The organism is Alicyclobacillus sp. ALC3 (assembly GCF_028751195.1).
Lineage (GTDB): Bacteria > Bacillota > Bacilli > Alicyclobacillales > Alicyclobacillaceae > Alicyclobacillus_L.
In genome coordinates, this window is sequence record NZ_CP066784.1 from 2,591,426 (window position 1) to 2,611,091 (window position 19,666).

Here is a 19,666-nt window from a genome sequence, read left to right on the forward strand (position 1 = left end):
TCGATTTCGATCACATAGCCGGGTCCTGCCGCCTGGTATGTGTCGATTTCGATCACACAGCCGAGTCTTGCCGCCAGCTATGTGTCGATTTCGATCACATAGCCGAGCCCTGCCAACAGCTATGTGTCGGTTTCGATCACCAGTTTCGCCTGCCATTGGTTGATTAGCGACACTTTGTGTCGCTAACCTTTAATCTGTGGGCTGCAGTTACCGGCATTTTGGAAGGACGTCCCATCCTCAGCGCCATAGTGGCGTACAGTTGCTTGTTGCGCCCTCCGCCCTCCGCCCTCCGCCCTCCGCCCTCCGCCCTCCGCCTTCCGCCTTCCGCCTTCCGCCTTCCGCCTTCCGCCTTCCGCCTTCCGCCTTCCGCCTTCCGCCTTCCGCCTTCCGCCTTCCGCCTTCCGCCTTCCGCCTTCCGCCTTCCGCCTTCCGCCTTCCGCCTTCCGCCTTCCGCCTTCCGCCTTCCGCCTTCCGCCTTCCGCCTTCCGCCTTCCGCCTTCCGCCTTCCGCCTTCCGCCTTCCGCCTTCCGCCTTCCGCCTTCCGCCTTCCGCCTTCCGCCTTCCGCCTTCCGCCTTCCGCCTTCCGCCTTCCGCCTTCCGCCTTCCGCCTTCCGCCCTCCGCCTTCCGCCTTCCGCCTTCCGCCTTCCGCCTTCCGCCTTCCGCCTTCCGCCTTCCGCCTTCCGCCTTCCGCCTTCCGCCTTCCGCCTTCCGCCCTCCAATTACACGCGCGCAGAATTACACCCGTTCCTCACCTCTGTGTCTATAGTTTGTAGTGGTTGAATGAAACAGATTTATGACATCGGCAAAGGCCCGGGACAAAAACCGTCTAGGCTGAATTTGCGTTCATTGACAATGAATTTTTCGGTAGTGTACTATTATCACGGGTTCTGGCATTTCACTGTGAGGTGCTGCTGTTTCACAGGGTGCAACGCTGTCTCGCGGTGTACGGTACCCGTCTGGTTTGGCCTAATCACATATGCCGAATCCTGTCTGCAGAAGGTTGTGAGAAAGTGCGCAGCCGCGATCGGCCGGTAAAGAGGACGCCCCAGAGATGGACGTCCTGCAGAACGGTAGAGAGCGTTGCAGACCGCGCCGCAGATGATGCGCTAGAAAGACGCGCTGCGGGCGAAGCGGGTTCGGGCGTGCGGCCCACCTTCGCGATCACGATGTGCGCGAAGAGAGTCGAATAGTGGCGATTGAGGCGGATGAATGGAGTTGCGCAGGGAAGCGCTCCCAATTGCGACGGCAAGGCGGTACGTGGGCTATAAACACGCCGATAAGCGCGGCGATCGCATCGCCAGCGCTGACGGACGCCACGAGCGCAGGTTGGACGCAATGCAACGGGAGCCGAACGGGCGCGACAAACCGAGCGCACGCGGTGGCAATGCTTCCGGGTGAGTTCGCGTAAAGGGTTGCAGTAGTCGTGATCATCGCGGTTGGGGCGGTCAAGGCGAGGTTTCGCGAGAAACGTGACGAAGACAAACAGTCCAGATTCGGAACTGAACGGACTCCAGTTGCTGGCAGCTGGGGCCTGCGACTGTCTACGGCACATGTTGCGAACCGAGTCGAGGGACCAGTCGAACCAAGTCGATTCACGGGCGTGATCGAGTCGAGTGGACCGTCCAACGACCAGTCGGATTGACGAATCGGATTGACGAATCGGACCGACCAAAGGGCTGGGCAAATCGGACTGGACCAACTGGGCCGTTCTCGGCACAGTCACTGGGCGACCGGCCCGCAGGTCCGGAACGCGAAAATCGGCCCGCGACGAGGTGACTCAACCCGCAGAACGTGCCGCTGGTAATCTATCATCCCGCATCTGGGCAATTCAGCGCCAGGAACTCAACGCCAGGAACTCAACGCCATGGGCTCTGTACAATTGGCCAAATCACGACTTGGACCGACCTGCAATCGCTTCCTGTACCTTCAGGGGTAGGGTGGTGGAAGGGTTCGCGAACAAGCAAAATAAGCCCCGCAGCGACATGGCACCGTGGCGAATGTTTGCACTCTTCTCGGGTGCAACGCTGCAACTGCCCACGTGCATCGTCGTGTTTGGATACTTCGGTCATGTGTTCGGCTTGCGCTGGCACCACCCGTGGTTGAATGTCGTCGGCGTAGTCGTCGGGTTCATCGTGGGTTCGTCAGGGCTTGCGTTCCTCGCACATCAATTCTTGGGAGATAAGTCATGAATGATTTAGAACGCCTCAATCGACGGCTGCGAACCATTAAGCTGACGGGGCTCGGGATTTTCGTCCTGACCGCCATTGCTTGGTTTGTCTTGCCGATGTGGCGAGTTGAGGTCAATGGTCTACTCCTAGGCGAGGTCGGCGGTGCCTACGTGGTCTATAGTATGATCCGCCAAGGACACGTGAATGATGGTACGCAGGGACCGATTCTCATCGCGTCCGGTATCATCGGTATGGTCACGCGGTGGATTGTACTGCTAGCCGTCGTGGTCATTGCGCTGAAGGTCCCTCACATCAACGTGTATACCGCAGTCATCGGGTATGTGCTCGGCATTGTCCTGATTATCGCCGGTCTCTATGGCTATGTCAGAAACCAGAATTCCATACCAGGGCAAGGTAGGTGATAACGTGCCAGCGTTTCCAACCCTGTTTCCCAACAGCTTCCCAATCAACCTGACCACCATCGCGATGATGGTGTTCGCGGGACTTGTGGTGCTCGTCGTCCTGCGCCTCGCCGTGCGCAAAGTGTCGATTCACCCGCGCGGTCTGCAGAATGTCATGGAGTGGGCTGTCGAATTTACGCGGACCATGGCGAAAGACACGATGCCAAACGAGCAGATTGTGAACTGGATCATGCCGCTTGCTTTCACCATGATCATCTTCCTGTTCGTGTCCAACTGGCTGGGTCTGATTGCCACAGTCGCAATCAAGATGCACCATCCCGTTCCCTCACTTGGCATCACGGCTCACCAACTGAGCCTAGGCAAAGGCGAAGTCATGTTGTTCGACTCACCGACTGCCAACATGAGCATGACGCTTGGGATGGCGGTCATGGTGTGGATCATCTCACACGCGATTGGGTTGCGGCATCCGCGTCAGTGGTTGAAACACTTCGTCTCGCCATCGCCGCTCGCCGTCCTCGAGGAGATCACGAACCCGCTCACGCACGGCATGCGTCTTTACGGCAACATTTTCGCCGGCGAAGCGCTCATTGGAATCTTCCTCGGGATCCCGCTGCTCTTTGGCTGGGTGCCCATTGGATTGCCGCTGCTGTTAGTTTGGCTGTTCTACTCCGCCTTCGTCAGCACCATCCAGGCGTATGTGTTCTCGATTCTGACGTGCCTTTACATTGGCAACAAGTCGTTTTCGGGCGCTCACCATTGATTGACGCCTGAGGACGTTTGAAAAGTTCAAGGGCTACCTCTTCCTGGCGCGTGAGTCCTATTGTCTGTGCGCCACAGAGGTCCGCCGCAAGTTTGCTCTGCAAGTGCTCCCAACCAGGGGGCGCGCGACAAAGCAAGGAACAATCTTAAGTGGGACAATGAAAAGGGAGGACGTTCTATCATGTTTACAATGCAACAAGCGTTGGCAGATGTCGCGGTCGCTCTGATGCTCGGTTTGGCTGCGGTTGGCTCCGGTGTAGGTGACGGTTTGGTGATGAGCAAGTATGTCGAAGGTGTAGCCCGTCAGCCTGAAGCACGTGGTTCAATCTTTGCGAGCGCACTGCTCGGTGTTGCCTTGGTTGAAGCCTTCCCAGTTATTGCGCTCGCCTTCGGGTTTATCCTGCTGTTCACGGTCGGTAAGCTCTAAGCCGAGCTTGGCAAACAGAGCCCTGTGAACAGGTGGGCGAATCTGACAAGGGAGGTGGCCTTCGGTGGGTTCGGTGTTTGAGGTCGGAACGTTTGTAGTCTCCATCATCACGTTCCTGATTCTGTTCTGGTTGATTCAGCGGTTTGGGTTCAAGCCACTTGCGAACGTCATGGAGCAGCGCAGGCTGCACGTAGAGAAACAGATCTCGGATGCAGAAGAACAGCGCACGGAGAGCGAGAAGTTGCTACACGAGCAGCGGACGCTGCTCGAACAAGCTCGCAAAGACGCGAAGCAACTGCTCGACGCGGCGCGCACGCGCTCCGATGAGCAAGCTCGGGAAATCATTGCTGAGGCGCAAGCTGAGGCACAGCGTCTCCTGAATGAGGCGCGTCAGATGATTGACCGCGAGCGGACAGAAGCGCTGAACGCGGCGCTCGAGAAAGTCGCAGGAATCACCGTCGAACTTGCTGACAAGTTACTGCGGGGCCACGTCACCGAACCGGTGCACGTAGAGATGCTCGCAGAAGCCGAGAAGCAGTTGGGTGAATTGGTATGCTGAGCGGCGCAGTCACAAACCGCTACACGCAAGGGCTGTTTTTGTTCGCCAAGGGGCAAGACCAGGTCGACGCGATGGATGGCAGCTTGAAGGTGCTCGCAGATGTCCTGCGCAGTCACCCCGAGTTGCAGGCCATCCTCAATCACCCGCTCATCCCTGCGGACGCAAAAGTGAACGTCGTGACCAACGTGCTAGGTGACCTGAGCCCGCTCGTCGTGCGTTTTTTGAAGCTGCTGCTCGAGCGTGGCCGAGGCGAGTACGTGGTCGCGATTTATGAACGTTTTCACGCGTTGGCACAAGAGGCCAAGGGCGAGATGACCGTACAGGTCGAGAGCGCAATGAAGTTGAGTCCTGAACAGCTCGCCGGGATTGAAGGACAGCTCGGGGAGTCGCTCGGGAAGAAAGTCACTGCGACCCTGACTGTCAATCCCGACCTGATTGCAGGCGCCCGAATCCGCGTAGGTGACCGCGTCATCGACGCAACGGTTCGAGGAGCCCTGTCGCAGTTGGGTCAGAAGCTGGCCAATGGGGCTGTCAAGGAGGGAACCCTTTGAGTATCCGACCGGATGAAATCAGCGCGCTCATCCAAAAACAGATTGAGCAGTTTGAATCGCAAGTCCAAGTGTACGACACAGGCGTTGTGCTGTCCGTTGGTGACGGTATTGCGCGCCTGTACGGCTTGCAAAACGTCATGGCCGGTGAGTTGGTCGAGTTCGGAAACGGCGTCTACGGTATGGCGTTCAACCTCGAAGAAGACAACGTCGGTGTGATTGTTCTCGGCTCCGTCGAGGGCATTCAGGAAGGCGATCAAGTGAAGCGGACAGGCCGCATCGCACAGGTCCCTGTCGGTGACGCGATGCTCGGTCGCGTCGTAAACTCGCTCGGGTTGCCAATCGACAACCGCGGTCCGATTGAGACCACCGAGTTTCGGCCGATTGAGTCGCGGGCGCCGGGCGTGATCGAGCGGAAACACGTTGCTGAACCCATGCAGACCGGTATCAAGGCGATTGACGCCATGATTCCGATTGGCCGCGGTCAGCGCGAGCTCATCATCGGCGACCGCCAGACCGGTAAGACCGCCATCGCGCTCGACACCATCATCAACCAGAAAGGCAGCGGCGTGAAGTGTATCTACGTCGCCATCGGCCAGAAGCGCTCGACAGTTGCGCAGGTCGTAGAGACCCTGCGTAAGCACGGCGCGATGGACTACACTATCGTCGTCTCGGCCAGCGCCTCCGAACCGGCCCCACTGCTGTTCATGGCGCCGTATGCGGGTTGCGCAATCGGCGAGTACTTCATGTACAAAGGCGAGCACGCCCTCATCATCTACGACGACTTGACGAAACAGGCTGCGGCTTACCGCGAAATGTCGCTGCTGCTCCGCCGCCCGCCAGGCCGCGAAGCCTTCCCGGGCGACGTGTTCTACTTGCACTCCCGCCTGCTCGAGCGCGCGGCCAAACTGTCCGACGACCTCGGCGGTGGCTCGATGACGGCGCTGCCGTTCATTGAGACGCAGGCCGGTGACATCTCAGCTTACATTCCGACCAACGTGATCTCGATTACCGACGGTCAAATTTTCCTCGAGTCCGACCTGTTCTTCTCCGGCATCCGTCCGGCTGTGAACGTCGGTCAGTCCGTGTCCCGCGTCGGCGGCGACGCGCAGATTAAGGCCATGAAGAAAGTGGCGGGTACCTTGAAGCTCGACCTCGCGCAATACCGCGAGTTGCAGGCGTTCGCGCAGTTTGGATCCGACCTCGACCGCGCCACGCAGGCTCGTCTGGCCCGCGGCGAACGCACGGTCGAGATTTTGAAACAGACCCAATACGCTGCCATGCCAGTTGAACGGCAGGTGGTTTCCCTGTGGGCCGTCGTCAACGGCTATGTCGATGACTTGCCAGTGAGCGCAGTCCGCAACTTTGAAGAGCAGTGGCTCGCGTACGTCGCTAGTAACTACAGCGGCATCTACGACGGCATCCTCTCGACGAAAGACTTGAAAGAGGACACGGTCGCTCAACTGAAAGAAGCAGTCGAGAAGTTCAAGGCGACGTTCGTGGCCTGAGGTTGCGACTGATGCTGGTGGCGCGTGAGCACCGGCAGCAACTCGGCAGGGTCCGGCAGCAACCGGCAGGGTCCGGGCTGGCGCCTGTGGGCGTCACGAGTACGAACCGACTTGTTCCGGTCGCGGTGAATCCGCGCGCCGGCAAAGGTGGTGAATGGAGTGCCGCAAAACACCAGAGATATCAAGCGCAGTATCAAGAGTAAGCAGGATACTGCGAAAATCACGAAAGCCATGCAGATGGTCTCGGCCGCCAAGTTGCGCCGCGTTCAGGAAGCCGTGCAATTGTCCAAGCCCTACCTGGCCAAGATGCAGACGATGCTGTCGAACGTGTCGAAGTCGGCGCGCTATGTCAAACACCCGCTGCTCGCCACTCGTCCCGTGAAGCGCACGGGGTACCTGGTCATCACCGCCGATCGCGGCTTGGCCGGTCCCTACAACGCGCAGGTCATCCGCATGGCCTTGCAGAAATTTCGCGGCAAAGACACATCGACATACGCGCTTTACGCCGTCGGTCGGCGCGGCCGCGATTTCTTCAAGCGTCACGGTTACCCGCTCGCGGGAGAAGTGATTGGCATCCCGGATTCACCGTCGTACCACTCGGTCAACGACTTAGCCGAGCAGGTGGTTGCAGCCTACGAGGCTGAGGAGTTTGACGAGTTGTACTTTGTCTACAACGAGTTCATCAATGCCGCCACGCAGATCCCGGTCGTGAAAAAGGTCCTGCCGCTGTCCGACATCGGGGATCAGAAGAGTCCGGCTGAATCGGGTTCTGGCAATCTCGCGTCCGGCCAATCGGCATCAGGCCAATCGACGGTGCAGTACCTGTACGAACCGGATGCGGAGACGGTGCTCTCCGCACTGCTTCCGAAATACGCTGTCACCCTGGTCTACCAGGCGGTGCTCGACGCCAAGGCGAGCGAGCACTCGGCGCGGATGGCTGCAATGAAGAACGCGACGGACACGGCGAACGAGATGATCGACAATTTGACGCTCGCGCTGAACCGCGCACGTCAGGCGGCGATCACGACGCAGATTGTCGAAATCGTCGGCGGTGCCGAAGCACTGAAGTAGGCTCGCCACGTCGACTCGGTAGCGACATTGGTGTCGCTAATCGGGTGCGGGTCGGCTGATACCGGCGCCGCGAGTGGAAAAAATGTCGCTACAGCGGAAAAATGAGCCGAATAGCGACAAAAACGACACATCGACCGACCGCCCGCCGCCTGACGGCACTGCAGCGACTGCTCCAGGAACCAATCGGCGCGGCCGGAGATATGCAAGAGATTCGAAGACGAAAGGGGACCGGATGCAATCGGCGAGCGCCGATTGCTACCACCCCGGAAGCAAAGGGTTCGAAGACGAAAGGGGGTTGGGTGGCGTCGACGAGTGCTCGCTTTGGCGCTTGCGAGCTGAGGCCATCCGACCCCCGCACAGGGAGGCGAAAGATTTGAACAAGGGGCAAGTGGTGCAGGTCATGGGCCCAGTCGTGGACGTGCGCTTTCCCGAGGGCCAGCTGCCTGCCATCAACAACGCCTTGGTCGTGAAGTATGAGGGCGAAGTGTCCATCAACATCACGCTTGAAGTCGCCCTGCACCTCGGCGATAACGTCGTCCGCACCGTCGCCATGTCGTCCACGGACGGTCTCATCCGCGGCGTAGACGTTGAGGACACCGGTCGACCAATCAGTGTGCCAGTTGGGCCGGAGACGCTCGGACGCATCTTCAACGTGCTCGGCGAAGCCATCGACAACAAAGAGCAGCCGCAGACAGAGCAGCGTTGGTCCATCCACCGTGAGGCACCAGCCTTCGCGGACCTGACCACGAAGATGGAAGTGTTCGAGACAGGCATCAAAGTCATCGACTTGCTCGCACCGTACGTCAAAGGCGGTAAGATCGGCCTCTTCGGCGGCGCTGGCGTAGGTAAAACGGTGCTGATTCAGGAGCTCATTCACAACATCGCGAAAGAGCACGGCGGTTACTCCGTGTTCGCTGGTGTTGGCGAACGTACTCGTGAGGGCAACGACCTCTACCACGAGATGAGCGACTCCGGGGTTATCGAAAAGACCTCGATGGTGTTTGGTCAGATGAACGAGCCGCCGGGCGCGCGTCTACGCGTGGCGCTTGCCGGTCTGACACTCGCTGAGTACTTCCGCGACGAAGAGCAACGTGAGGTGCTCCTCTTCATCGACAATATCTTCCGCTTTACGCAGGCCGGTTCTGAAGTGTCCGCTCTGCTCGGCCGCATGCCGTCCGCTGTTGGTTATCAGCCGACGTTGGCGACTGAAATGGGCCAATTGCAGGAGCGTATTGCATCTACTGTCAAGGGTTCCATCACGTCGATTCAAGCCATCTACGTTCCGGCTGACGACTACACCGACCCGGCGCCTGCGAACACGTTCACGCACTTGGACGCGACGACCAACCTTGACCGTAACATCGCGGCGATGGGCCTCTACCCAGCCGTCGATCCGCTCGGTTCGACATCCCGCGCCTTGTCACCAGACGTCGTCGGCGACGAGCACTACGACGCCGCCCGTGCAGTGCAGGGGATTCTGCAGCGGTATCGCGAGTTGCAGGACATTATCGCGATCCTTGGAATGGATGAATTGAGCGACGACGACAAGTTGACCGTGTCGCGTGCTCGCAAAATTCAGAACTTCCTTTCGCAGCCATTCTTCGTTGCGGAGCAGTTCACGGGCGCAGCGGGTAAGTACGTGCCCGTGAAGGACACGGTTCGCAGCTTTAAAGACATCCTCGAGGGCAAGTGCGACGACATTCCGGAAGTTCTCTTCCGCTACCGCGGCTCCATCGACGAAGTCTACGAGGCAGCCAAGGCAGAAGGCATCACGGTTTGATGTGCGAGTGTAGCCCCTAGTGAGTTAGGGCTACACTGTCGCACCCTTACCCGATTGTCGCTAGTCAAGTCCGAGGAGGTGGCGCAATGAGTACGGTGTTGCTCGAAGTGGTTACGCCCGATCGGCTGTTGTTCTCACATCCAGTCGAGTTTGTCGTCGTCAAAGGCGGCATGGGCGAAATCGGCATCCTGCCTCGCCACGCGCCGCTCGCCACGACAGTCCAACCGAGCATCGTTAAGGTGCGCATGGAAGGCGGCGGCGAGGACTACATCGCGGTCAGCGGTGGATTCCTAGAGGTGCGGCAGGACCGGATCACGCTGTTGGCGGACGCGGCTGAAACCTCTATGACGCTCGACGTGGAACGCGCCCAGCGCGCGAAGCAGCGGGCAGAGGAACGGCTCTCCCAGCGCGGCGAAGGGATTGAGCTTACGCGCGCGGAAGCAGCCCGTGACCGGGCAGCGCTCCGTCTGCAGATGCTCGAGCTCTCCAATGCGTCAGGCAACGTGTTCGAGAAGGTCCTGACGGAGTCAGTGAGCAAGTAAGGACAACAACTGAAGCGTGTAGGGCTGAGGCGTACTAGGGCTGAAGCTTAGAGCTGAGGCTTAGAGCTGAGGCTTAGAGCTGGGGCTTAGAGCTGAGGCTTTACAACGCGACTTTTCGGGGCTGTCCCAATAGGCGTTTCGATGCCTTCGTGGGGCAGCCCTCGTTGTCGATTGCGCCGTCAGGGGCCGAGGGTGATTGGTCGTTTACACAACCATCATCTTAACGGCCTGAAAACGCGTTATCCGGCTACTGGTTGACATAATTCGACCCTGTAACGCTCCCAAAACGCGTTAACGGGACCGAAACCGCCCACCGACCCTCCTTTGGACAGCAATAACGCGTCCAGGGAGCGTTATTGCGCTGAAATTCACGCCGTCCAAGTCAATAACGCGTTGCAAACGCGTTACCGATTTCGGTTAACGCGCCCACGGCTCGTTATCGACCAGCGGGGCGGCTTTGCACGTTCTCATACCGTCTGTTGCGAATGAATGGGCACCGAAACCAGGGCACTTCTGTGGCTCGAGCAACTCCCAACACAGAGCGTGAAAGGAGAAAATCGCCTGGAGGCGATTTTCATCAACTAAAGGAGCAAAGGGCCGAATTCCCCCCGCTACGCTTGGAAGCACATCTTCATTGCGTCCCTCGTGTGCTATCCAGCAGAAGTCATAGAAATTTAAAAATCACCGAGTCGCGATGTTGCTTCGATCCAAATTCCCAGCCTGAGCCTGAACGTAAGGCACGAAGCGCTCCCTGAACACCAATTCCAATAAACGCCAATTCGAAAAACTGTACTAATTGTAGAGGCAAGGCTGTAATAGTCCAAACGTACCAGTATGATACGCCGTTTTACTCCAAAAAACCCGTTTGCTATAATGATCGAGGTCGACACACACTGATCGGCGTGGAGGGAAGACCAATGTTTACGTATTGGAACGGGTACCTTCTTGTGTTCCTGTTTCTGTTAATCGGTGTGTTCCTGCCGTTTGCCTCTCTATGGGTGATTGGACCGGTGTTACGGCCAAAAAAACCGAGTAAAGAGAAACAGAGCACCTATGAGAGCGGTGTCGAACCAATCGGCGACGCTCACGTTCGCTACAACGCCAGGTATTATTTGTTCGCTTTATTGTTTGTTGTGTTTGACGTCGAAACCCTGTTCCTCTACCCATGGGCCGCGAGTTACCACAAACTCGGCCTATTTGCGTTGACTGAGATGCTGATCTTCATCTTCATGCTCGTGGTCGGCCTCATCTACGCGTGGAGAAAGAAGGTGTTGGAATGGACTTGAGCCAGATCGACTTGACTCGTGCTTCGCGGCTCCCAATGTTCGAATACGAAGGCTTCACCCCGGAGGAAAACGCTGAGTTGAATCGGGGTGGTTTACTGTTGGCGCCGCTCGAGCAAGTCAAGGCTTGGGCGCGCAGCAACAGTCTGTGGCCGATGACCTTCGGCCTCGCCTGCTGCGCCATCGAGATGATGGGAACCGGAGCGTCCCATTATGATCTCGACCGCTTCGGCGTCATCTTCCGCGCTTCGCCGCGCCACTCGGACTTGATGATTGTCGCAGGCACCGTGACGAAGAAGATGGCGCCGCTGCTCAAGCGCCTCTATGACCAGATGCCCGATCCGAAATGGGTGATCTCGATGGGGTCCTGCGCCACCGCCGGCGGTCCGTACGTCCGCAGCTATTCGGTGGTGAAGGGTGTCGATCAAATCGTGCCAGTCGACGTCTACATTCCCGGCTGCCCGCCATCGCCGCCAGCGCTGATTTACGGCATCAACCTGTTGCAGGAGAAAATCCGCAACGACGCACGGCCGAAGAAGAAGGTGAACCCGGCGTGAGCGATGAAGAGAAGAAGTCCGACGTACCCGAGACCGGGGAGCCAGAAGTAGCAGCACAGAAACCGGCTGAGCCTGCCGCTGTGAGTCCGACCGCCGAACCGACCGCGGCGCCGGAGCAGTCAGCGTCGGCACAGTCCGAGGCAGCCGGCGCGCCAGCTGCCGCAGAGAAGCCTGCTGCTGTAGAGAAGCCTGCTGCCGCAGAGAAGCCTGCTGCCGCAGAGAAGCCAGCTGCTGCAGAGAAGCCAGCTGCTGCAGAGAAACCTGCCCGGCCCGAGGCAGCCGGGAAGCCAGCTGCAGGAACGACAGCGAAACCAGCAGGCGCAAAGCCGGCTGCGAAACCGGCGCCGCCACCTGACCCCCGCGTCGTAGCGGCAAAGGCAAAAGCAGAAGAACTGAAGCAGGCAATCGAAGCGCACTTTGCTGCGCCTGACGCATCCGTACGGGCCATCACCGCAGGTGCCGTCGAGCGGACACTCGCCGCAGACGCAGCGAGCGATACGGCACCGCCGACGCCCGCTACAGAGGCGACCGCGAGCGAGGGCACACCCGCCACGCCTGCGGCAGCACAGGAGCTCGCAGCGACCGACTCAGCAGAGCCTGCCAAGCCCGGTGTGGTCGTCGAGACCGGAGCGGCGCACCATACGCCGATGGTCGTGATTAACAAAGACTACTGGCGCGACGTCGTCGAGTTCCTTCGGACCGACGACAACTGGAAATTCAACTACATCGAGATGATGGCCGGGACAGACTACCCGGACAAAGGGTACATCGAAGTGACCGTGTACGTGCAGTCGACCAGCCTCGGTCACTGGGTCAACCTCAAGACCCGGGCAGACAGAGCCAACCCAGTTGTGCCATCACTCGTGCCCGTCCATCCCGGCGTGAACTGGGAGGAGCGGGAGGTGTACGACCTGCTTGGCATCACGTTCACCGACCACCCGGACCTACGGCGCATCATGATGTGGGACGAATACAAAGGTCACCCGCTCCGCAAGGACTTCAACGACTGGGACGTAGTAGGGGAGGATGCAGATGGCTCTTCTCGATGAAAAAGACCAAATCCGAACCGAAGAGATGCTGCTGAACGTCGGTCCTCAGCACCCGAGCACGCACGGCGTGTTCCGGTTGCTCGTGAAGGTGAACGGCGAGACCATTGTCGAAGCGGAGCCCGTCATCGGCTACCTTCACCGTGGTACCGAAAAGCTCGCCGAGGGCTTGCAGTACACGCAGATTATTCCGTACACCGACCGCCTCGACTACCTGGCATCGATGCTGAACAACTACGCGCTCGTGCACACCGTCGAGGAAGCGATGGGCCTGGAAATTCCGGAGCGCGCCGACTACCTGCGCGTCCTCGTGATGGAGCTCAACCGCGTCGCATCGCACCTTCTCTTTATCGGCACTTATCTGCTCGACCTCGGCGCAATGAGCCCGTTCCTCTATGTCTTTCAGGAGCGCGAGCGAATTGTTCAGCTGTTCAACCAGATCTGCGGTGCTCGCCTCACCTACAACTACATGCGCGTTGGCGGCGTGAAATGGGACGCGCCTCCTGGATGGCTGGAAGAAGTCAAGAAGTTCGTGCCGTTCATGCGAGAACGTTTGAAGATGTACGACGAGCTCGTGACCGGCAACGAAATTTTCCTCAACCGTGTCCGCGGCATCGGCAAGTTTGACACGGACACCGCGCTCGCGTGGGGAATGAGCGGCATCAACCTGCGTTCAACCGGTTTCAATTGGGACCTGCGCAAACAGAAACCGTACTCCATCTACGACCGCTTTGACTTCGAAGTCCCAGTTGGCAAAAACGGCGACTGCTACGACCGCTACTACCTGCATCTGCTCGAGATGGAGCAGTCCCTGCGCATCGTGGAGCAAGCGCTCGATAGCTTCCCCGAAGGCCCCGTGCTCGGTAAGGTGCCGAAGATGATTCGCGTGCCGGCTGGCGAGCATTACACCGGGATCGAAGGGGCGCGCGGTGAACTCGGCTTCTACATCGTCAGTGACGGCAAAGATAAGCCGTACCGGATGAAGATCCGCAAGCCGTCGTTTGTCAATCTGCAGATCTTGCCGGACCTGCTGCGCGGGCAGACGATGTCCAACTTGATTGCCATTCTCGGCGCCGTCGACATTGTGCTCGGGGAGGTGGACGCCTGATGTGGAACTGGGCGAACCAACCGCTCACCGGGCTGCATGTGCTCGCAATGGTGATTGGCGGGCTGGTCATTCTCCTCCTGACGCTACTCGTCGTGATGTACACGATTTACTACCAAAGAAAGTTGATCGGTTGGATGCAGGGCCGCATTGGTCCGAACCGCGTCGGTCCACTCGGGCTCCTGCAGACCGCGGCTGACGTCCTCAAGCTGCTGATTAAAGAAGACGTCACGCCGGACCGGGCAGACAAGGGCCTTTTCCTGATCGCGCCGATTATCGCGTTTGTCCCGTCCTTCATGGCGCTTGCTGTCCTGCCGTTCTCCGCGCACCACGTGTTCACGGCGAATCTCGGCATCGGCGTACTTTACTACTTGGCGCTGTCCGCCATCACGATTCACGGTGTCATGCTCGGCGGCTGGGCGTCGAACAACAAGTACGCGCTCATCGGCGGCATGCGCAGTGCAGCGCAGATGCTCGCATATGAAATTCCGCTTGGCATGTCCATTGTCGGCGTCGTCCTGATGGCTGGGTCGATGAACCTCAACCACATCATCACGGCGCAACAGCACAGTTGGTGGTACGTCGTGCCGCAGTTCCTCGGCTTCTGCGTGTTCATGGTGGCGGCGACGGCGGAGATGAACCGCACGCCGTTTGACTTGCCGGAAGCGGAGTCCGAACTGGTCGCAGGCTACAGTGTTGAGTACACGGGCTTTCGCTTTGCATTCTTTTACCTGACCGAGTACATCTATTTGTTCGCGATGGCTGGTCTTTGTGCGACCTTGTTCTTCGGCGGTTGGAGCGGGCCGTTTTTGCCCGGCTGGCTGTGGTACGCGATTAAAGTCTTTATCTTTATTTCCGTTCAGTTCTGGATTCAGGCGACCATGCCGCGTATCCGCGCAGATCAGTTGATGAGCTTTGCTTGGAAAATTCTCTTGCCGCTGGCATTGGCCAACTTGGTCATTACGGCGGTGTTGAAGGCCATCTTCGGATGAGAGGGAGGGAGATACGATGTTTGGATTTCTCAAGGGACTCGGCGTCACACTGAGTCAACTGCCGAGAAAAAAGGTCACCCTCCAGTACCCGGACGTGATGCCCGAGTGGCCGGAGCGTTTCCGCGGTGTTCACCGCTTCATCCCAGAGCTCTGCATCTCCTGTCAGCAGTGCGCGCGCATCTGTCCGACGAGCTGCATTTCGCTCTCCGGAGCGCGTGACCAGAACAAGAAAATGCGGATTGAGACGTACGACATCAACTTCGAGATCTGCATCCTCTGCGACCTTTGCACAGAGGTTTGCCCGACGGAGTGCATCTTGATGTCGGACACGTTCGAGCTCGCGTCGTACTCGCGCGACGACCTGTATCTCGACATGCACTGGCTGCACGACAACGAGCTGCACTACGAGCGCAGCCACCCGGAGCGCTTTGCCGAGGCAGAAGTCGCCACGGACGCAGCGGCTGAAGCAGGTTCGGCTGACGGATCGAACGCTGGCGTTGACGCGAAGGCGTCAAGTGAAGCCGCGAAAGCAGGTGAACCGCAGTGACGTTTACGTGGAACTTGCCGACCATCGCGTTTTTCATTATCGCGCTCGCTGTGCTCGGCTTTGGCGTCATGCTGCTCAGTTTTCGCAAAGTCGTTTACATGGCGCTGTCCATCGGCGGCGTCTTCATCAGCTGCTCGCTCATCTACTTCATGCTCGGCGCCGAGTTCGTCGGCATCGCGCAGGTTGCGATTTACGCGGGCGCCATCACGATTCTCATTTTGTTCGCCATCATGCTGACCAACCACGAGGCCGTCGAGCCACCGCAAAAGGCTTCCTTCCACAACGTCGCCGCTGCCATTGGCAGTATTCTCCTCGCGGCGGTTCTGTTCTTCACGATTCGGTCGGTTGCCTGGCCGAAGGCGTCGAGCACGGTGAATATCAATGGGGCCGGCAACTCGAACCCCGTTGCCATCGGTATTGCCATGTTCCGCGGTTATGCCGTGCCGTTTGAACTCGTGTCGCTGCTTTTGATTGTGGCCCTGGTCGGCGCGGTCATCCTTGCGCAAGAGCGAAAGGAGGACGAGTAGAATGGGCGGCAGCGGTCTTATCCCAGTCCCAACCGCATCGATTCTCGCGCTCGCAGCGTTTCTGTTCTGCATCGGCCTGTATGGGGCGCTGACCAAGCGCAACCTCATCATCGTGCTGGTGTCCGTCGAGTTGATGCTGAACGCGGCGAACATCAACCTGGTGGTGTTTTCTCGCCTCGGCGTCGCGCCGAACTTGGATGGGCAAGTGTTCTCTCTGTTCGCCATCACGGTGGCGGCGGCGGAACTTGGCGTCGGTCTGGCCCTGCTTCTGGCCATCTTCCGGCTGCGCAAGACCAGCGAGGTCAAAGACCTCAACACTTTGAAGAGGTGATTTTGTGGCACAGCATGCTTGGCTCGTCCCATTGTTGCCGCTGGTTGCCTATGTGTTTCTGCTGGCCCTCGGCAGACGGCTCCCGGAAGGGCTGGCAGCGGGCGTCTCTACGGTCCTGACCTTTGTGTCGTTCCTGCTTAGCATTGCCATCTTTCGGGGGCTTGGCAAAGGACCGCAGGGCAACGTCACGGACACGTTCCACTGGCTGACCATCGGGACGAAGAGCATCGATTTCGGCTGGCAGGTGACACACCTGAACGCCCTCATGCTCGTCGTCGTGACACTTGTCAGTACACTCGTGCTCTTGTTCTCGAAAGGCTACATGCACAACGACAAACGCTTCAGTGTCTTCTACCAGTACCTGAACTTGTTCGTGTTCTCGATGCTGGCGCTCGTCATCTCGCCAAACTTGTTGCAGATGTACATGTTTTGGGAGATGGTCGGGCTCTGCTCGTACCTGCTCGTCGGCTTCTGGTACTTCAAGCCGGAAGCGGCCGCGGCGGCGAAGAAGTCGTTCATCGTCACGCGCATCGGCGACGCTGGTCTCTTTATCGGAATCATCCTGCTCTTCCTTGCGAGCGGGTCGTTCAACTTCAACACCATCTTTCAGGCGGCAGCGTCGCACCAGTTGTCACTCGGCTGGATTTCGGCGGGTGGCCTGGTGACGCTCACTTCGTTGCTCGTGTTCCTCGGGGCGATTGGCAAGTCCGCGCAGTTTCCGCTGCACGTCTGGTTGCCGGACGCCATGGAAGGTCCCACGCCAGTTTCCGCGTTGATTCACGCGGCCACGATGGTCGCCGCAGGCGTGTACCTGGTGGCGCGGATGTATCCGCTGTTCCTGCAGAGTTCCACAGCGCTGACGACAGTGGCTTGGATTGGCGGCGTCACCGCTTTACTCGCGGCTCTCATTGCGCCGACGCAGCGGGACATCAAACGCGTCATCGCCTACTCTACGATTTCTCAGCTCGGCTACATGATGATGGCGCTTGGTGTCGGAGCGTACGCGTACGGCGTCTTCCATCTGATGACGCATGCCTTCTTCAAGGCGCTCTTGTTCCTCGCTGCAGGGTCCGTCATCCACGCGGTGGACACGCAGGACTTGTTCGAGATGGGTGGCTTGCGCAAGAAGATGCCCATCACTACTTACACGTTCCTCGCCGGCGCACTGGCGCTTGGCGGCATCGTCCCCTTCGCTGGTTTCTGGTCGAAGGATGATATTCTCGGCGCGGCCCTCGCAAGCGGCCACCCGACACTGTATTGGTTCGGGCTCATCGCGGCGTTCTTTACCGCGTTCTACATCTTCCGCGTGTTCTTCCTGACCTTCACCGGCACGCCGCGCGACGAGGCGAAGTACGAACATGCGCACGAAGGCTCGTGGGTGATGACTGTGCCGCTCATCGTGCTTGGCATCCTCGCGACCGTCGCTGGCTTCTTTAACAGTCCGCTCAACGGCTACGCGCTCGAGAAGTATCTGTTCAACGACTACCCGGTCGTGGCCGGTAGAACCCTGACAGGGCAAGGCGTGGTGTCCACCATCGGCCACATCTACCCGCCGAACATTCTGTTCATGGCCATCAGCGTCACCGTCGGTCTGCTTGGCATCCTGCTCGCGGCGCTGATGTACTGGCGCCCGGTTATCAACAGCGCGAAGATGAAGCAGAACCTCAGCTTCTTCTGGACTATCTCGAACCGCAAGTTCTTCTTCGATGAAGTCTACGGCTTCGTGATTGTCGGAGGTGGCAAGGTCATCGCGGCCATCGTCGATATCGTCGACCGCTACATCATCGATGGCATTGTCAACATTGTTTCGCGCATCGCTTACATTATCGGCCTTGGCCTCAAGTACACCCAGACTGGTGAAGTCCAAGTCTACGGTGTCGTGGCAGCCTTCGGCCTGTTCTTGATTCTCTGTATCGCGATGTTCCACATAGGAGGTGTGTTCTGAGATGAGCCTGATGTTCTGGCTGGTCCTCATCCCGCTCATTGCTGCGGCGCTGATTCTGCTGCTGCCAAAGCTTGGCGGACCCTTCTACAAGCTCATCGCGTTCCTTGGTGCAGTGATTCCGCTGGTCCTTGCTCTGTGGGCGTGGTTCCACTATGACTCGGCCAAAGGCGGCTTCCAGTTTGTTTCGCACGTCGTCTGGTTCACCCTGCCGGATTTGTGGCGCGGGCAGTCTGTGCCCATCTCGCTGTCGTTTGGCGTAGACGGCTTATCGCTGCCGCTGCTGGTCCTTGCTTCACTCGTCGTCACGGTCGCTGTCATTTCCGGCAAGAGCCTGACGCCGCGGCGCAAAGAGTATTACTTTTGGATCACGCTCGTCTCCGCGGGCCTGTTCGCGGTGTTCACAGCGCTCGACCTGTTCACGTTCCTCGTTGCGCTCGAACTGGGCCTGTTCTCGACGTTTTTCCTGCTTTACGTGTTCGGTGAACCCGGCAGCCACAAGGCCGCCTTCAAATTCCTCATCTACCGCGGTCTTGCCACTGTCGCGCTGCTCGTCGCCTTCGTTGGCTTCGCGTACGCAGCGGTCGGCGCGTTCGCACCGGTTGGCGTCTCCACGTCAGCCTCCGTGCCGGCAATGTCGTTTAGCATCCCGGCGCTTACCACCAACATTGGCCAAGCCTCGACGGCGCTGTTTCCGAACAGCGTCCGCGTGACCTTGTTCCTGGTCCTGCTCTTGGCAGTGTTCATTGAAGAAGCTTTCGTTCCGTTCCACACTTGGTTGCCGACGGCACACGAGTTCGCCGATACGCCGACGAACATGATTCTCGGCGGTGTTCTCACGAAGACCGGCGCCTACGTGCTGTTGCGTTTTGGCGTTGGACTACTGCCTGGCGAGGTTCGCCACTTCGGCGTCCTCATCGCCGTCTTCGGCGTCATCAACATTCTCTACGGCGCGTTTGCCGCCTGGGCGCAGAGTGACTGGCGTCGGCTCATTGCCTTCGGCAGCATCAGTCACATGGGGTTGGTCCTGCTCGGCATCGCCGCCTTGAACAGCGCTGGCTTGCAAGGCGCCATGTTCATGCTCGTCTCGTCCGGCTTGCTCACAGCGCTGTTGTTCCAACTGACTGGCTCCATTCGCGAACGGACGAAAACATTTCGTCTCGCCGACCTCGGTGGACTGTCCAAGGCGATGCCGATGCTCTCCGGCTTCTTGCTCGTCGCCGCGCTCGGCTCGCTCGGGTTGCCGTTGACCAGTGGGTTCATCAGCGAGATCCAGGCGTTTATCGGCGGCTTTGGCACCTACCCTGGAATTTCTTTCATCGGCGTCATCGGCATCATCCTGTCTGCCGTGTACCTCTTATACGCGATGCAGAAGACGACCTTCGGCCCTACGGCCGAACAGTACGCCGCGCTTGCGGACGCCAGACCTCTCGAGTATGTGCCGATGGTGCTGCTCACGGCGATGGTGTTAGTCATCGGCATCTTCCCGGAGGTTGTCGGCCATCTGTTTGGCCTCTCCGCCCAAGCGCTGCTGAGGATAGGAGGGTAACA

The 19,666-nt window shown here is 58.9% G+C and carries 22 protein-coding genes and 1 pseudogene; all 23 read left to right on the forward strand.

Annotation, left to right across the window (positions count from 1 at the left end):
- Window positions 1-1,210 precede the first annotated feature (1,210 nt).
- On the forward strand, window positions 1,211-1,399 hold the full coding sequence (locus JC200_RS12280) for a hypothetical protein (RefSeq protein WP_274431991.1): 189 nt from the start codon (window positions 1,211-1,213) through the stop codon (window positions 1,397-1,399).
- Between the two features lie 25 nt (window positions 1,400-1,424).
- On the forward strand, window positions 1,425-1,643 hold the full coding sequence (locus tag JC200_RS12285; RefSeq protein WP_274431992.1) for a hypothetical protein: 219 nt from the start codon (window positions 1,425-1,427) through the stop codon (window positions 1,641-1,643).
- Window positions 1,644-1,941: 298 nt separating this feature from the next.
- The gene (locus JC200_RS12290) at window positions 1,942-2,190 is read left to right on the forward strand and encodes a hypothetical protein (RefSeq protein WP_274431993.1); all 249 of its coding nucleotides are present in this window, start codon (window positions 1,942-1,944) and stop codon (window positions 2,188-2,190) included.
- Window positions 2,187-2,591 carry a hypothetical protein gene (locus JC200_RS12295; RefSeq protein WP_274431994.1) on the forward strand — a complete coding sequence of 135 codons (405 nt, stop codon included), beginning with the start codon at window positions 2,187-2,189 and terminating at the stop codon, window positions 2,589-2,591. The genes JC200_RS12290 and JC200_RS12295 overlap by 4 nt, the downstream gene beginning before the upstream one ends.
- A gap of 4 nt (window positions 2,592-2,595) precedes the next feature.
- Entirely contained in the window at window positions 2,596-3,351 is a 756-nt protein-coding gene (gene atpB / locus JC200_RS12300) for a F0F1 ATP synthase subunit A (protein WP_274431995.1), read from the forward strand.
- A 189-nt stretch (window positions 3,352-3,540) separates the two neighbouring features.
- Entirely contained in the window at window positions 3,541-3,777 is a 237-nt protein-coding gene (atpE, locus tag JC200_RS12305) for an ATP synthase F0 subunit C (RefSeq protein ID WP_274436534.1), read from the forward strand.
- A gap of 64 nt (window positions 3,778-3,841) precedes the next feature.
- On the forward strand, window positions 3,842-4,336 hold the full coding sequence (gene atpF, locus JC200_RS12310) for a F0F1 ATP synthase subunit B (RefSeq protein WP_274431996.1): 495 nt from the start codon (window positions 3,842-3,844) through the stop codon (window positions 4,334-4,336).
- The gene (gene atpH, locus JC200_RS12315; protein WP_274431997.1) at window positions 4,330-4,887 is read left to right on the forward strand and encodes an ATP synthase F1 subunit delta; all 558 of its coding nucleotides are present in this window, start codon (window positions 4,330-4,332) and stop codon (window positions 4,885-4,887) included. Before atpF ends, atpH begins: the two co-directional genes overlap by 7 nt.
- Window positions 4,884-6,392, forward strand: a complete 1,509-nt coding sequence (gene atpA, locus JC200_RS12320; protein ID WP_274431998.1) for a F0F1 ATP synthase subunit alpha — start codon at window positions 4,884-4,886, stop codon at window positions 6,390-6,392. Before atpH ends, atpA begins: the two co-directional genes overlap by 4 nt.
- A 2-nt stretch (window positions 6,393-6,394) precedes the next feature.
- Window positions 6,395-6,595, forward strand: a complete 201-nt coding sequence (locus tag JC200_RS12325) for a hypothetical protein (RefSeq protein WP_274431999.1) — start codon at window positions 6,395-6,397, stop codon at window positions 6,593-6,595.
- Window positions 6,552-7,463, forward strand: coding sequence for an ATP synthase F1 subunit gamma (atpG, locus tag JC200_RS12330; protein ID WP_274432000.1), 912 nt, complete (start codon window positions 6,552-6,554; stop codon window positions 7,461-7,463). The genes JC200_RS12325 and atpG overlap by 44 nt, the downstream gene beginning before the upstream one ends.
- 373 nt (window positions 7,464-7,836) lie before the next feature.
- Window positions 7,837-9,243 (forward strand): F0F1 ATP synthase subunit beta, encoded by a 1,407-nt coding sequence (atpD, locus tag JC200_RS12335; protein ID WP_274436535.1) that lies wholly within the window; start codon window positions 7,837-7,839, stop codon window positions 9,241-9,243.
- Window positions 9,244-9,329: 86 nt separating this feature from the next.
- A complete protein-coding gene (locus tag JC200_RS12340) occupies window positions 9,330-9,785 on the forward strand; it encodes a F0F1 ATP synthase subunit epsilon (RefSeq protein WP_274432001.1) in 456 nt (151 codons plus the stop codon).
- 917 nt (window positions 9,786-10,702) lie between these two features.
- The gene (locus tag JC200_RS12345; RefSeq protein WP_274432002.1) at window positions 10,703-11,071 is read left to right on the forward strand and encodes an NADH-quinone oxidoreductase subunit A; all 369 of its coding nucleotides are present in this window, start codon (window positions 10,703-10,705) and stop codon (window positions 11,069-11,071) included.
- A complete protein-coding gene (locus tag JC200_RS12350) occupies window positions 11,062-11,625 on the forward strand; it encodes a NuoB/complex I 20 kDa subunit family protein (protein ID WP_443111821.1) in 564 nt (187 codons plus the stop codon). Before JC200_RS12345 ends, JC200_RS12350 begins: the two co-directional genes overlap by 10 nt.
- A complete protein-coding gene (locus JC200_RS12355) occupies window positions 11,622-12,674 on the forward strand; it encodes an NADH-quinone oxidoreductase subunit C (protein ID WP_274432003.1) in 1,053 nt (350 codons plus the stop codon). The genes JC200_RS12350 and JC200_RS12355 overlap by 4 nt, the downstream gene beginning before the upstream one ends.
- On the forward strand, window positions 12,658-13,779 hold the full coding sequence (locus JC200_RS12360; RefSeq protein ID WP_274432004.1) for an NADH-quinone oxidoreductase subunit D: 1,122 nt from the start codon (window positions 12,658-12,660) through the stop codon (window positions 13,777-13,779). Before JC200_RS12355 ends, JC200_RS12360 begins: the two co-directional genes overlap by 17 nt.
- On the forward strand, window positions 13,779-14,768 hold the full coding sequence (nuoH, locus tag JC200_RS12365; RefSeq protein ID WP_274432005.1) for an NADH-quinone oxidoreductase subunit NuoH: 990 nt from the start codon (window positions 13,779-13,781) through the stop codon (window positions 14,766-14,768). The genes JC200_RS12360 and nuoH overlap by 1 nt, the downstream gene beginning before the upstream one ends.
- 16 nt (window positions 14,769-14,784) lie before the next feature.
- Window positions 14,785-15,162, forward strand: a pseudogene (locus JC200_RS12370) (NuoI/complex I 23 kDa subunit family protein); the annotation flags it as partial.
- A gap of 149 nt (window positions 15,163-15,311) precedes the next feature.
- Window positions 15,312-15,842 (forward strand): NADH-quinone oxidoreductase subunit J, encoded by a 531-nt coding sequence (locus JC200_RS12375; RefSeq protein ID WP_274432006.1) that lies wholly within the window; start codon window positions 15,312-15,314, stop codon window positions 15,840-15,842.
- Between the two features lies 1 nt (window position 15,843).
- Entirely contained in the window at window positions 15,844-16,173 is a 330-nt protein-coding gene (gene nuoK, locus JC200_RS12380) for an NADH-quinone oxidoreductase subunit NuoK (RefSeq protein ID WP_274432007.1), read from the forward strand.
- Window positions 16,174-16,177: 4 nt separating this feature from the next.
- A complete protein-coding gene (gene nuoL, locus JC200_RS12385) occupies window positions 16,178-18,118 on the forward strand; it encodes an NADH-quinone oxidoreductase subunit L (RefSeq protein WP_274432008.1) in 1,941 nt (646 codons plus the stop codon).
- 1 nt (window position 18,119) lies between these two features.
- Window positions 18,120-19,664: a complex I subunit 4 family protein gene (locus tag JC200_RS12390; protein ID WP_274432009.1), complete on the forward strand. Its 1,545-nt coding sequence runs from the start codon at window positions 18,120-18,122 to the stop codon at window positions 19,662-19,664.
- Window positions 19,665-19,666: the final 2 nt, after the last annotated feature.